This is a genomic window from Streptomyces sp. NPDC002156 (assembly GCF_053593675.1).
On record NZ_JBSFDA010000107.1, the window covers coordinates 1 to 14310 of the forward strand.

The 14310-nt window shown below is 71.3% G+C and carries 10 protein-coding genes; 8 read left to right on the plus strand and 2 right to left on the minus strand.

Annotated elements, in window-relative coordinates; all coding sequences use genetic code 11:
• Positions 1-405: 405 nt before the first annotated feature.
• Positions 406-4380 carry a type VII secretion protein EccCa gene (gene eccCa, locus ACWCRB_RS33270; RefSeq protein WP_450999618.1) on the minus strand — a complete coding sequence of 1325 codons (3975 nt, stop codon included), beginning with the start codon at positions 4378-4380 and terminating at the stop codon, positions 406-408.
• 308 nt (positions 4381-4688) lie between these two features.
• On the opposite strand from eccCa, the gene eccD reads away from it, so the two are divergent.
• Positions 4689-6089, plus strand: coding sequence for a type VII secretion integral membrane protein EccD (gene eccD / locus ACWCRB_RS33275; RefSeq protein ID WP_450999619.1), 1401 nt, complete (start codon positions 4689-4691; stop codon positions 6087-6089).
• Positions 6090-6219: 130 nt separating this feature from the next.
• Entirely contained in the window at positions 6220-7668 is a 1449-nt protein-coding gene (gene eccB, locus ACWCRB_RS33280; protein WP_450999609.1) for a type VII secretion protein EccB, read from the plus strand.
• A 68-nt stretch (positions 7669-7736) separates the two neighbouring features.
• Here the strand turns inward: eccB and ACWCRB_RS33285 are convergent, their stop codons facing one another.
• Positions 7737-7964: a hypothetical protein gene (locus ACWCRB_RS33285; protein ID WP_450999610.1), complete on the minus strand. Its 228-nt coding sequence runs from the start codon at positions 7962-7964 to the stop codon at positions 7737-7739.
• Between the two features lie 416 nt (positions 7965-8380).
• Between ACWCRB_RS33285 and ACWCRB_RS33290 the strand changes: the two genes are divergently transcribed.
• The 6 genes from ACWCRB_RS33290 to ACWCRB_RS33315 all read left to right on the plus strand — a co-directional run bounded on the left by ACWCRB_RS33290 (position 8381) and on the right by ACWCRB_RS33315 (position 14292).
• On the plus strand, positions 8381-8716 hold the full coding sequence (locus ACWCRB_RS33290) for a hypothetical protein (RefSeq protein ID WP_450999611.1): 336 nt from the start codon (positions 8381-8383) through the stop codon (positions 8714-8716).
• A gap of 56 nt (positions 8717-8772) precedes the next feature.
• Positions 8773-9093: a WXG100 family type VII secretion target gene (locus ACWCRB_RS33295; RefSeq protein WP_450999612.1), complete on the plus strand. Its 321-nt coding sequence runs from the start codon at positions 8773-8775 to the stop codon at positions 9091-9093.
• A 193-nt stretch (positions 9094-9286) separates the two neighbouring features.
• Positions 9287-9766: a type VII secretion system-associated protein gene (locus ACWCRB_RS33300; RefSeq protein WP_450999613.1), complete on the plus strand. Its 480-nt coding sequence runs from the start codon at positions 9287-9289 to the stop codon at positions 9764-9766.
• Positions 9763-13341: an AAWKG family protein gene (locus tag ACWCRB_RS33305; protein WP_450999614.1), complete on the plus strand. Its 3579-nt coding sequence runs from the start codon at positions 9763-9765 to the stop codon at positions 13339-13341. Before ACWCRB_RS33300 ends, ACWCRB_RS33305 begins: the two co-directional genes overlap by 4 nt.
• Before the next feature lie 79 nt (positions 13342-13420).
• Positions 13421-13900 (plus strand): YbaB/EbfC family nucleoid-associated protein, encoded by a 480-nt coding sequence (locus tag ACWCRB_RS33310; protein WP_450999615.1) that lies wholly within the window; start codon positions 13421-13423, stop codon positions 13898-13900.
• Positions 13897-14292: a hypothetical protein gene (locus tag ACWCRB_RS33315; protein ID WP_450999616.1), complete on the plus strand. Its 396-nt coding sequence runs from the start codon at positions 13897-13899 to the stop codon at positions 14290-14292. The genes ACWCRB_RS33310 and ACWCRB_RS33315 overlap by 4 nt, the downstream gene beginning before the upstream one ends.
• Positions 14293-14310 lie beyond the last annotated feature (18 nt).

A 14310-nucleotide genomic window follows, 5' to 3' on the forward strand; every position in this document is an offset into this window, starting at 1 on the left:
CTGGGCGTACTTCGGTTCGCACACCCGCTTCTGGGAGCTGGGCGCAGGTGCGCTGCTGGCCCTGTCCGCCGAGCAACTGCGCGGCCTGGGGCGGGTAGGCGGGCGGGGCGCCTGCGGCGGGCTTCACCCCACCCCGCCCCTTCCCGAAGGTGGCGGCTCCGCCCCCACACCCCCGCGCCTCAAACGCCGGCGAGGCTGGTCCTTCAGCCCGGCCGGCGTTTCGACGCCCCACCCGAAGAGCGTCCAGGGGGTCCGGAGCTTGCCCCAAGCGGGCGAGGCCGGTCTTCAGCCCGGCCGGCGTTTGAGGCCACGTCCGAAGGGCGTCCAGGGGGTCCGGGGCTTGCCCCGGTTCGGGAAGGGGCGGGGTGGGGTGAAGCCCGCCGCAGGCGCCCCACCCGCACCCCGTCAGGGCGACGCCACCCTCTCCACCAGTCCCGTCTGTATCCGCACCGCCTTGCGCCGGGCGATGCGGGTCGCGCGCCCCGGGGGGAGGTTCTGCCCCTTGACGTTGCCGAGGATGTAGCCCTCGGACGGGGGGCAGGACAGCAGCAGGACAGGGGTGTTGACCTCCTGGAGGCGGCGCAGCAGGCTCTCGCCGAGTCCGCGGCTCGCGCCGGCGGCCGAGCGGGCGACGACAAGGTGGAGGCCGACCTCCCAGCCGAGGGGGAGGTGCGGGAGAAGGGGGTCGAAGGGGGCGTTCATGGGGCCGGTGCCGACCATGTCGTAGTCGTCGACGAGGATGAAGAGCCGGGGGCCGCTCCACCAGTCGGCGAGGCGCATGCGGCCGGGGGCGATGTCCTGATCCGGGACACGGGCGGTGACCGCCCTGGCGGCGCCGCCGACGAGGTCCCGGAGGGCGTCCACGGAGACCGCGTGGCCCAGCCGGTACTCGTCGGGGATCGCCTCGACGAGGTTGCGGCGGTAGTCGACCACCATGATCCGGGCCTCGGCCGGCGTGTAGCGGTCCATGATCGCCTGGGCCACCAGGCGCAGCGCGTTGGTCTTGCCGCTCTCGGTGTCGCCGACCACGATCATGTGCGGGTTGTCGGCGAAGTCGTGCCACACGGTGGAGAGTTGGGTCTCCTCGATGCCGAGCGGCATCCGGAAGTCTCCTTCGGCGGGCGGGAGTTCCGTGGCGGACAGCAGGGTGGGCAGCATCCGCACCCGGGGGGCGGGCTCGCCCGGCCAGTACTCCCGCACTGCCGAGACGAGCGCCGCGACGCCGTCGGTGAGGTCCTCGGAGTCCTCCACGCCGTCGATACGGGGCAGGGCCGCGAGGTAGTGCAGCTTGCCTTCCGGAGTCAGGCCGCGCCCGGGGATGCGGGGCACGGTGGCCGCCCGCCGGGAGTCCACCTCGGAGTCCATGGCGTCGCCCATCCGCAGTTCGAGGTGGGTGCCGGCCTGGTCGCGTACCGCCGCCGTCAGTTCCACCCAGCGGGCGACGGTGACGATCAGGTGGATGCCGTAGTTGAGTCCGCGTGCCGCGATCGCGCTGAACGTCTGGATGTTCCGGTCGAAGTCCTGCCGTACCGTCGACCAGCCGTCGATGACGAGGAAGACGTCGCCGTGCGTCTGGTCGGGGAACTCGCCGGCCGCCCGGCGCCTGCGGTAGGTGGCCATCGAGTCGATGCCGTGGTCGAGGAAGAACTGCTCGCGGGCGGCCAGCAGGGTGGTGACCTCGGCGATCGTACGGCCCACCCGCTCGGTGTCGAGACGGCTCGCCACCCCCGCCATGTGCGGGAGGTCCGCCAGGGCGGCCAGCGTGCCGCCGCCGAAGTCCAGGCAGTAGAACTGGACTTCGCGCGGGGTGTGGGTGAGGGCCAGCGAGGTGAGCAGGGTGCGGACCAGGGTCGACTTGCCGCTCTGCGGGCCGCCGGCGATGGCCACGTTGCCGCCCACCCCGGACAGGTCGACGGTGAGCAGGTCGCGCAGCTGCTCGAAGGGCCGGTCGATGATGCCGATGGGCACGGTCAGCTTGCCGCGCAGCGGCCAGCCGACGGTGGTCAGGCCCAGCTCGTGGTCCGGGGTGAGCGGGGGGAGCACCTGGTCGAGGGTGGCGGGGAGGTCCAGCGGCGGGAGCCACACCTGGTGGGCGGGCGGGCCCGAGCCGAGGAGCCGGTCGACGGCCACGGAGAGGAGGGTCTCGCCGGTCTCGCCGGGATCGTCGGGTTCCGGATCGGGATCCGGCGCGGGGTCGGGGGCCTGCCGGGGCACCACCCAGCCCGCCGTCCAGGGCGCCAGCTGGCTTGCCACACGGGCCTGGTTCGCACTGCCCCCGCGCTCCTCGTACGGGCCCGAGACATACGCGGCGCGGAACCGGGCCAGCGCCTCCACCCCGGACTTCAGGAAGCCGCTGCCGGGCTGCGGCGGCAACTCGTAGGCGTCCGGCACCCCGAGCACGCCCCGGCTCTCCATCGCGGAGAAGGTGCGCAGGCCGATGCGGTACGAGAGGTGGCTCTCCAACTGGTGCATGCGGCCCTCGTCGAGGCGCTGCGAGGCCAGCAGCAGATGGACGCCCAGGGACCGGCCGAGGCGGCCGATCATCACGAAGAGATCCATGAACTCCCGGTGTGAGGCGAGGAGTTCACTGAACTCGTCGACGACGACGAAGAGGCTGGGCAGCGGGGCCAGCGGCGTTCCGGCGGCGCGGGCCTTCTCGTAGTCCAGCGCCGAGGTGTAGTTCCCGGCGGACCGCAGCAGTTCCTGACGGCGGATCAGTTCGCCGTGCAGCGCGTCCTTCATCCGGCCCACCAGCGCCGCCTCACCGGCCAGGTTGGTGATGACCGCCGAGGTGTGCGGGAGTTCGTCCAGGCCGAGGAAGGTCGCACCGCCCTTGAAGTCGACCAGGACGAAGTTCAGCGTCTCCGAGGAGTTGGTCAGCGCCAGTGCCAGCACCAGCGTCCGCAGCAGCTCGCTCTTCCCGGAGCCGGTGGCCCCGATGAGCATGCCGTGCGGGCCGGTGCCGCCCTGCGCGGACTCCTTGATGTCCAGCTCCACCGGCGTGCCGTCCGCCCCGACCGCGATCGGCACCCGCAGCCGCATCGGCCCGGTGTGACGGGCCCACAGGTCGGCCGGCTCGTGGCGGTGCAGGTCCGGGATGCCCAGCAGGGTGGTCAGCTCCGTGCTGCCGGAGAGCGGTTCGGAGACGTCGCCGCCCAGGCCGAGGCGGTACGGGGAGATCAGCTTGGCCAGCGTGGCGGCACCGCGCGGGCCGAACCGGTCGGGGCGGCCGAGCCGGGCCAGCTGCTCCTTGCGCTCCCGGTCGGTGCGGACCAGGTCGAAGGCGTCCTCGGTCACGTCGAAGCGCAGCGTGACCCGGCCCGGCCGCCAGGTCAGCGCGCCGCCCAGGTCGAGCACCACCGTGTTGCGGAAGCCGGTGCCGTCCACCCGGTGCCCGGCGGGCACCGCGCCGCCGTCCACCACGATCACCGTGAACGGCTCCTCCCGGCCGGGCGCCGCGTCCGGGTCGAACGAGGGCCGCTCCAGGAACTCCGCGCCCAGCAGGTCCTCCAGCTCGTTGAACGAGGAGACGATCATCCGGGCCGGTCCCGCCCCGTCGTGCTCCTGCGGGTGCAGACTGTGCGGCAGCCACTTCACCCACTCCCAGTCCGCCCGCCGCTCGTCCGACACGCACAGCGCGATCCACACGTCGTCGGGCGCGTGGAACGCCGCCAGCTGGGCCAGCATGGCGCGCGCCAGGGACCGTACGGCCTCCTCGTCGCCGCGGAACAGCACCCGCGCCCAGGCCCGCAGGAAGATCGCGATGGGCTGGTCCGGGACGGTCCCGTAGGCGCGGATGAAGCTGCGCAGAGCGTGCGCGGTGAGCGGCTCCATGTCCTCGACCGGGCTCGTCGACAGCGGGGTCAGCCGCAGGCCCAGCTTCTGGTCCCCGACCGCCACCCGGACCTCACCGAAGTCCTCGTCCTGGGGCCGCCGTTCCCACAGCCGGGTGGTGCCCGCCATCGACCAGAGCGCCGAGGGCGGCGGGTGCCGCCAGGCGAGGGCGAGTTGCTGCTCGGCGACGGTGGCCCGCACCTTGCGCCGGGTCTGGGTGAGATAGCGCAGGTAGTCGCGGCGCTCGCCCTTCAGGCGCTGCTTGCGCTCGCTGTTCTTCCGCATGGTCTGGCCGAGGATCATCACCGCCGACGACAGCACCATCAGGCCCAGCGCCAGATAGAGGAAGCTGCTGTTGGAGCCCGTGCTGCCGGGCCGCATGAACATCAGCATCATCGACACCGACATCAGCGCCATCGGCAGATAGGTCCAGATCGCCGAGCTGTCCGGCACCACCTCGGGCAGGGTCGGCGGCTCCTGGAGGCTCAGCTCGCCCTCGGGCATGTCGGGGCCACGGCGGCGGGCCGGCCGGCGGAACAGGACCACGCTCAACGGACGGTCTCCTCGGGGGTGGAGGGCGGGTGGGCCGGGCGGGCCGACCGGTGAACCCGGTGCGCCGGGTGGGGGCCGGCACAGCTAATGTGCGTCATCCCGGAAGGGGGCCGCGCCACCCGCAAGCCGAATTGCCCTTTCGGACAAGGCTGGTTGACAGGCCGGGCAGTGCGCGGTTCTGATCGAGGCAGCGGAAGCACGCAAAGCAGTCATTCGAGTTGAACTCGTACGAAATCATCCGTGGAAGCCGGGGTGCCCGGGGGACGCGTGACCCTGCCCCCATGGAGCCTGGAGCCTGCCCGATGCCGGACAACCAGACAACCGGACTCTGCCGTCTGACCGTGCGCGCCCCCGGCAAGAGCATCGACCTCGCGGTCCCCGCCGACGTCCCGGTGGCCGACCTGCTGCCCGCCGTGCTCGGCTTCGGCGGCACCGACCTCGGTGAGGCGGGCATCGACCACGGCGGCTGGGTGCTCCAACGGCTCGGCGGGGCACCGCTGGACGAGGAGCGCACCCTCGACTCGTACGACCTGCGGGACGGCGAGACCGTCTACCTGCGCCCCCGCGTCGACGCACTGCCCGAGGCGCACCTCGACGACCTGGTCGACGGGATCTCCACCACCATGCGGGGCCGCCCGCACAGCTGGACCCCCGAGGTCAGCCGGAACGTACTGCGCGGGGTGGCCCTCGCGCTGCTCGCGCTGGGCCTGCTGGTGATCACCCTGCCCGGCGGGCCCGGGTGGCTGCGGGCACTGTGCGCGGCGGCCGGCGGGCTGCTGCTGCTCGCCGGGGCCGCCTCCGCGAGTCGCGCGGTCGGCGACGCGGGCGCGGGCGCCGCCCTGGGCTGCATGGTCGGCCCCTACCTCGCGGTGGCCGGCTGGCTGCTGCCCGGCGGCTCGCTGACCGGCCCGCACGGCCCCGAGACCCTGGGCTTCCGGCTGCTCGCCGCCTGCGCGGCGGGCGCGGGCGGCGCGATCCTGGCGCTGGCGGCGGTCGGCTCCTTCGCCGCGCTCTTCCTCGCGCTCGCCGTGATCGCCGCGCTGGGTGCACTGGCCGGGGTCCTGATGGCCGTGGCCGGCCTCCCTCCCCACCATGTGGCCGGCATCGTCGCGCTCGTCGCCGTGGTGCTCGGGGCGTTCGTGCCTTCCCTGTCCTTCCGGATGTCGGGCCTGCGGATGCCGCCGCTGCCGACCAACGCGCAGCAGCTCCAGGAGGGCATCGAGCCGCATCCGACGGCGGTCGTGTCGGCTCGGGCGGTGCTGGCGGACGGATGGATGAGCGCGCTGTACGGGGCAGTCGGCATGACGTGTGTCGTCTGCCTGGTGCTGCTGGCCCGGCAGGACGGGCTCGCGGAGATCGTGATGGTCGTCATGCTCTCGCTGCTGCTGGTGCTGCACGGGCAGGGGCTGGGGAACGTGTGGCAGCGGCTGTTCCTCGTCGTGCCGGGGGTCGCGGGGGTGCTGCTGCTGGTCTTCTCCCAGGCGGCCGGCGCGTCGGCGGCGGGGCGGCTGCTGGCCGCGTTCGCACTGCTCGCGGCGACGGCGGCGGCGGCGATCACGTCGTGGACGGTACCGGGGAAGCGGCTGGTGCCGTACTGGGGGCGGGCGGGGGAGATTCTGCACTCGGCGGCGGCGATCTGTCTGCTGCCGGTGGCGTTGTGGGTGCTGGGGGTGTACGGGGCCCTGCGGGGGCTGAGCGCGTGAGGGGCCCGTGGGGGGGGTGGAGGCAAGCCCCCGGACCCCCTGCCCCCCCCTGACCCCCTGACCCCCTGTGCCCTCGAACTCCCCCGGAGGGGGGACCCCAGCAGGCTGACATACGGACGGAGTCCCCTTCGTGCAGACCAAACGTGACCAGGTCATGGCCCACATGTTCGTCATGGGCCGGCTCACCTCCGCCATGCTGCGGGCCGATCCGGACGCCCCGGAGAGCCCTCAGGGGCGGACCAACCGGGGGGTCGTGATCGGGATCGTGGTCGCCGTGCTGTTCTGTGCGGGCTCGTACGTGTTCGGGCTGCTGAAGCCCGGTACCAGCGACTCCTGGCGGGCCCAGGGGACGCTGGTGGTCGGCAAGGGCACCGGGGCTCGGTACCTGTACCTCGACGGGCTGCTCCGGCCCGTACGCAACTACGCCTCCGCGCGGCTGCTGGTGGGCGCCGAGCTGAAGACCGTGAACGTCGGTGAGGCCTCGCTGGCCGGCACCCCACGCGGGACACCGGTCGGCACGCCCGGCGCGCCGGACGTGCTGCCGAGCGTGGCGGCCCTGGACGGCGCCCCCTGGCAGGTCTGCTCGGGCTCCCCCACCGGGGGCACCGCCGCCACGCTCGGGGTGGCGCGGCAGGTCGCCGGCAGCGGGCTCGGGGAGCGGCAGGGGCTGCTGGTGACCGGGCCCGACGACGAGACGTACCTGGTGTGGCAGGGCAGCCGGTTCCGGCTGGACCGGAAGGGCAATGTCCGCGAGGCGCTCGGTTACGGCTCGCACCAGCCGTTCGCCGTGTCGGCCGGGTTCCTCAACGCCCTGTCGGCCGGACCCGACCTGACCCCGCCCGTCGTGGCGGGGCGGGGCGGCCCCGGGCCCGAACTGGGCGGCCGTCCGACGCGGGTCGGCGAGGTCTTCACCGTCGCCGCGCCCGGCGCCACCGAGCGGTACTACCTGCTGAGCCGGACGGGCCTGACGCCGCTCACCGCGACCGGCGCCGCGCTGGTGCTGAGCGATCCGGAGACCGTGGCGAAGGTGTACGAGGGCCGTACGGCCAGTGCCGTACCCCTTGAATCGACCGCGCTGGCCGGGCACTTGGCACCGGCGGAGGGGGCCGCCGACTGGGGTGCGCTGCCTGCCGTGCCGCCGGAGCCGGTGAGGCTGACGGCGGGCCGCACCGCGTGTGCCGCCGTGGAGTCCGGGCCGGCCGGGACGCGGGTGAGCGTCGCCCTCGTCGCGGCGGACGCGCTCGGCCCCACGGCCCAGGCCCCCGCCGAGTTCTTCACGCCGGCGTGCGTCCCGGTCGAGCGGATCACGGTGGAGCCGGGGGGCGGGGCGCTGGTGCACGCGCTGGGGGCGGACGGGGCGGACATCGGCGCCACGCTGTACTTGGTGACCGACACGGGGATGAAGTACCGGGTGCCGACGGACGCGGCTCTCACGGCGCTCGGCTACACCGCCGCGCAGGCGCAGGGGTTGCCGTCGTCACTGCTGGCGATGGTGCCGACGGGGCCGGACCTCAGCGCGGAGGGGGCGGCGCGGGGGCGGGCGGTGACGACGGCGCCGGCGTGCGGGGGCGGGGTCTGAGCGGTCGCCACGGCCCCTGATGAAGGGGAGGGGGTGCGTCCGCACCCCCTCCCCTTACCGAGCAGGGTCTACCAGACGTAGAGGGCCCACGCGCCGTCCTTGGTCTCGACACATTTGAAGCCCGTGATCTTCCCCTGCTGAGCCCAGGTGTTGCCCAAGGTCTGACAGGCGACGGCGCTGCTGGTGAGGCGGGGCTTGGCGGTGGCGGCGGCGGCCGAACCGGCTCCCAGCGCCAGAGACGAAGCGGCGATGGCGCCTACAGCGGAAACAGCCAGAACACGACGTATGTTCTTCATTTCTTCTCCCCATTGGGTAGGACAGCGGGCGGTTCGACGCCACCGCGAAGCCGTGAGGATCACGACACCACTGTCGTGCTGTGCTGACGGCGACCATCGCAGAACGGCCGCTTCGATATCGCCTCGTTCCGCGCCCGGGCTTCACCCTTGCCCGCCTGGACAGCAATGACGACCTGATGGGGAAAGCAGGTTTTACCCAATACATCGACATGGCCGTCATATCGCCCCCTGGTGCACGCAGGTGCAGACGTGCTCGCCCGCACGGGCAAGCCTGCGCCCCCGCTCTGGCAGCCGCCACCACGCGGCTCCTAGCGTCGGACGTACATCTGGACCGGCCGAGCCCTACCGCCCGTGTCCGGAAACCACCGCACCCCGGACCCCGCGTCCGGCGGCGACGACATCCGGAGGAACAGCCTGTGGCAAAGCTGAACAGGTCAGAGGTCAGCGCCACCCAGAACGGCATCCAGTCCCTGGAGATGGCGTTCACCAGTGTGCAGACCCGGCGGCAGGACCTGGAGAACACCAAGTCCAACCTCGCCAAGAGCCACCAGGGCTCGGACGGCCAGGAGTACCAGAAGCTGCTCGATCTCTGGGACGAGCAAGCCGAGGTGATCTCCCGGAACCTGCGCGACATGATCAACGCCCTGAACGAGACGCTCAAGGAGCAGGGCATCGCCCAGGGCTCGGCGAACGACTCCATCAACCAGGCGTACAGCAAGTCGCAGTCGGTCTTCGACGCACTCAGCGGCTGACCCGGCCCGCAGCCTCCCCACCGCGCGAGACGATCGAGACGAAGCAGAGGTAGCAGATGTCCAACTTCACCGACGGATACATCTACGTCGACTACGCCAACATGAACAACGCGGCCGAGGACATGGTCCAGCAGACGCGGGCCATCTCCCAGATCCTCACCGACCTGGACTCGGAGCTGACAGCGCTCAAGGAAAGCTGGGAGGGCGACGACCGGTCGGTCTACGACGAGAAGCAGGCCTCCTGGAACGCGGCTGTCGCCAAGATGGGGCAGCTGCTCCAGAGCCACTCCGACCTGCTCCTCAACGTGTCGGACAACTACCAGCAGACCGAGCGGTCGCTGACCCAGTTCTGGGACGGCGTCCGCATCGGGCGCTGACGCCCGGGCGGGTGCGTGCGTGCGTGTGTACGACGGGGCGGGCGGCTGTCCGTACGGCGACCGAGGAGTCCGTACGGGCCGTCGCCCGTGTATGTGCGGTGGGCGGCGGCTGTGCGGGCCGCCGGGTGGACAGGTGACGGGCGGCGGGCTACGGCCGAAGGTCGGGCCGATGACGGAGACGAGGGCGTAGGACATGGCGGATTCCGGTAAACCCCCGCTGAAGCTCGACAAGGAAGCGGTCAAGCAGTTCCTGACCGAGGAGATCCGCCCCTTCAAGGAGTCGGTGAAGAAGGTCCTCAAGGAGCCGAACGAGGACGGCGTCCTGCCCCTGCCCTGGCACAAGGCCCAGTCGACGCACGACACGACCTCCACGATCGCCGGCGCCAAGATGCCCTTCGCCATCGGCGGCATGGAAGGGGACGCGAGCGTACTGCTCAGCTCCAGCCACCTCATCGGCTCGGTGACCGAGATGATCGGCCAGGTCGAGGAGATCCTCAAGCTCCAGATCCGGCTCTTCGCCGACATCGAGGACGGTCTGGAGGACACCGTCCACTCGCTGCTCAAGACGCAGGGCAGCAACCTCGGTTCCATCAACGGCGAGAAGCAGGCGGACGCCTTCATCGACGTCGACGACGACCTGTCCACCATGAACGGTGGGGCTGACGAGCAATGACGTTCAACATCATCCACGACGAGTACATCCGTCAGCTCACCGACACCGACGACTGGTGGCACCGGGCGGTGGAGCTGCTCACCGGTATCGCCGGGCTCCCGAAGCGCACCACCCTCTTCGAGCAGTGGATCGGCAACCACGGCATTCCGCTGATGCTCGTCGAGCTGACCAAGCAGAAGAGCGTCACTTACGTCGACTACGACGACCTCGAATGGCGCAGCGAGAACGTGGGCGCCAACATCTCGAAGACCGACTTCGTCATCCCCTTCTACACCAGGGGCGGGGACGACGGGGAGGGGTCGGAGGTCGCGTTCTACAAGGCCCGGATCACCCTGCTGATCAGCAGCACCTCGGACCCGGCGGACGGCGGCGTCAGGACCGGCGTCGAGGTCAAGAGCAAGTACAAGGAACGCCTGGGTCTGAAGGACGACGACCTGATCTGGGACAACAAGAACTTCGTGAAGTACTCCTATGCCGGCGGGCTGGCGCTGAAGACCGCGCTCAACTACGACGACGGCGACGAGGCCACCAACAACGGCACGTACGGCTTCTACTGGGACGGCGCCGAAGTGCCGGCCGACGCGTCGGTCGTGCTGCGCACCTTCGACGGGGTGGCCGACTCCTTCGACCGGCTGGCCCGCTTCTTCAAACGGTCCGCCGACGAGACCGAGCGATGGAAGCAGTGGATCGGCACGGGGGACTACAACGCCTGGCAGGGCACGGCCGCGGGCGTCTTCCAGGACCTCATCCACAAGGTCGCCAGGGTGTACGAGGGGTACGCCGAGGACACCGTGCGCCATGCGGGCGGCTCGATCCAGGGCCAGAAGATCCGCGAGGCGCGCAAGGCGCTGCACCAGGGGATGGACGACCTCTACTGGGCCTGGGACTACTGGCAGCGCAACTACAGCAATCCACTGCGCTGGCTGATGGACCGGCTGCTGGAGCTCGCGGACTGGGTGTGGGACCACAACATCATGAAGATCAATTACACGTACAGCACGACGACCGACAGCAACGGGAACTCGACGACCACGAGGGACTACTACACCGAAGGCAACTTCTCCCAGAACGCCAAACTGGACTTCGGCGCGCAGGACTTCGGCCGGCTGGACAGTCTCGACACCTGGAAGAAGATCGGCGATCTCGCCGTGCAGCTCTGGCAGGCGGGCGTCACCGAGCATCTCAGCGTCCCCGCCAAGGACATCCTGACGTCGGTGCACAACGCGTGGAGTCCGCAGACCTTCGACATCGGTGAGATCCGCACGCGTACCACCGGCGACACGTTGAAGGCGGACTGGCAGGAGGACCAGGCCAAGAAGGACCAGGCGGAGGCGGACGCGAAGGCGGCCAAGGCCGATGCGGACGCCAAGGCGGCGGCGGCCGCGGCGGCGGAACAGTACAAGGAGGACAAGGAAGCGGCCGAGGCGGCGGCGGCCGCGGCGGCGGAACAGTACAAGAAGGACAAGGAAGCCGCCGAGAAGGCGGCGCGCGAGGCCGAGGAGTGGTACCAGCGGGACAAGGAAGCGGCCGAGGCGGCGGCGAAGGCGGCAGCCGAGAAGTACGAGCGGGAGAAGGCCGAGGCGGAGGCGGAGGCAGCTGCCAAGGAGGCCGAGGCCGAGGCCAAGTACGAGCGGGAGAAGGCCGAGCAGGAGGCCGAGCAGGCCCGCCAGGAGGCCGAGGCCGAAGCCCGTTACCAGCAGGAGAAGGCCGACCAGGAGGCCGCCGAGGCCGAGGCGGAGGAGCAGTACAAGCGGGAGCAGGCCGAGCAGGACGCCGAGCAGGCCGAGCAGGAGGCGGCGGCCGAGGCCCGCTACCAGCAGGAGAAGGCCGACCAGGAGGCCGCCGAGGCCGAGGCCGAGGAGCAGTACAAGCGGGAGCAGGCCGAGCAGGACGCCGAGCAGGCCGAGCAGGAGGCCAAGCAGGACGAGGCCGCCGCTCAGCAGGAGGCGTACCAGCAGCAGCAGATGGTCATCCAGCAGCAGCAGATGCGGCAGCAGCGGGAGGACGAGGAGCGGGCCCGTAAGGAGGCGGCGGCCCAGCAGGCGGAGGAGGAAGCGAGGTACGAGCAGGAGAAGGCCGAGCAGGAGGCCGAACAGGCCCGCCAGGAAGCCGAGCAGAAGGCCGAGGAGGCCGAGCAGGAGGCCAAGCAGGAGCAGGAGCAGGCCGAACAGAAGGCCGAACAGGCCCGCCAGGAAGCCAAGCAGGACGCCCAGCAGGCCGAGCAGGAGGCCAAGCAGGAGGCCCGGTACCAGGAGGAGAAGGCCGAGCAGCAGGCGCTGCAGGAGGAGCAGAAGGCCGAACAGGCCCGGCAGGAGGCCGCGCAGCAGGCCGAGCAGGCCCGCCAGGAGGCCCGGCAGGACGCCAAGGAGGCCGAGGCCCAGGCCCGGTACGACCAGCAGCAGGCCGAGGAGAAAGCCGAGCAGCAGGCCGAACAGGCCCGCCAGGAAGCCCGGCAGGACGCCGCGACACAGCAGGCCGAGGAGCGGTACCAGCAGGAGAAGGCCGAGCAGCGGGCCGCGGAGGCCGAGCAACAGGCCAGGTACGACCAGGAGAAGGCCGAGCAGACCGCCGAGCAGGCCCGCCAGGAGGCCAGGCAGGACACGATCCGCACCGAGGCGGAAGCCCGGGAGGACGAGTACCGGCAGCAGCAGCTCCAGGCGCAGGAGAACTACCAGAGCAGCTACGAGAGCTCGCTCAACGACCCGGCCAACAGCCTGGTCAACGGCCCGGTCAACGGCAGCGGTTCGCTGACCAACCCGGACGGCAGCACCTCGTACGTCGACAGCCAGGGCCGGGTGATCACCGACTTCTCCGACGGTACGAAGACCATCGTCGACCCCGACCTGCAGACCTCCACCGTCATCCGCCCCGACGGCCAGTCCACGACCGGCCCCCTCAACGCGGACGAGGTGCTGAACAACCCGGACGGCAGCCGCACCTACGTCGACTCGCAGGGCCAGGTCGTGACGGCCTATCCGGACGGCAGCAAGGCGACCGTCGACCCGGACAGCGGCGTCACGACCGTCACCGAGCCGAACGGCAACTCGACCACCGGGTATCTCAACAACGGCGGCTCCGGCTACCAGTACCAGGACACCACCACCCAACTTCCGTCGTACGAGGAGGAGTTGTACGACAACGCCGCCTACGGCGACTCGGCCTCCGACTACCTGGCCGGCAACTCCGCCGCCACCGCCGCCCAGCAGCAGCAGTCCCAGACGCCGATGGGCGGCATGCCGTTGAACGGCCAGATGAGCCCCCGGGGCGGCTCAGGAGGTGGCGGCGAGGGCAGCGGCGAACGCGTCCGCAACGTCATCGACAGCGACGGGGCGATCAGCAACCGCTCCCGGTCCTCCGCCTCCCGGAGCACCAACGGCGGCTTCGACGAGCGCGAGGCGACGGTGTCCACCGCCGGCGGCACCCCCTTCATGCCCCCGATGGGCGGCGCCGGCTCCGGCGGCCCCGGCCAGACGCAGACCGAGAGCGGCGACCGCGTGCGCGACGCCTGGGTGCAGGAGGACGAGGACGTGTGGGGCACGGACGAGGGCGGCGCGCCCGCCGTGATCGGCCGGTGAGCCGGCGAGCCGGTGAGGGCGGCCCCGAGGAACAGCGACGACCGATGAGCGTGAACGTGGACCAGAGGAGCGACGACCGGTGAACGAGGGAATCAACCAGCAGGTGGCGGACGCCATGGCGCATCTGGAGGCCACCCAGGCCGCCATGGCCAAGGCCGAGGCCGGGCTGCGCGCTGCCACCGCGACGGCCCGCTCCCGGGACCGCGCCGTGGAGGCCACCGTCGGGGCGCAGGGGCAGCTGACGGGTCTGAAGTTCCTCGACAGCAAGTACCAGGGCATGACGGCCACCCAGTTGGCCGCCTCGGTCATGGAGGCCGCCCAGCAGGCCCGTACGAAGGTCACCCGCCAGGTGATGGACACCTTCGCCCCGCTGATGGGGGCCAATCCGGCGATCCCCGGCGGCAAGCCCCTGGCGGTCGACTGGGAGGGCCTCTTCGGGGCGGACGCGGTGGGCGGTGACAGCCGGGGCAGTGGTGCCCGCTCGGCCGGTGACCGGCTGCGCGACGAGATCCACGAGGACGACGACCAGGACGACCGGACCGGAAGGAGCAGGGCATGAGGAACATCCAGCACGGCCGGTTCATCGCGAACCCCCCCAGGCTGGCGCGGTGTGTCGATGAGATGGAGGGCCTGAGCGAGGAGGTGCAAGGCATGTTCAGGGAGTTCCAGAACGGCGTGTCGGCCTTCACGCCATGGGCCGGTGACGGCACGGAGCGGACCTCGCAGCAGTTCCAGCTGGGCTGGCGGCAGCAGAACGAGAGCGTCGACGAGATCGGCCTCCCGCTGCAGCAGTCGGTCGTCGGCCTGACATCCGCGACCCGCGCCAACCTGCGGACCATCGAGAGCACCCAGGAGTCCGCCCACGACCAGGTCCGCGACCACCGCTCCCGGACCGAGGCCCTGATGGACGACGACTCCGACTCCGGCTACGGCTCCGACTCGCGGCACTGAGCAGCGGACACGGCTGTC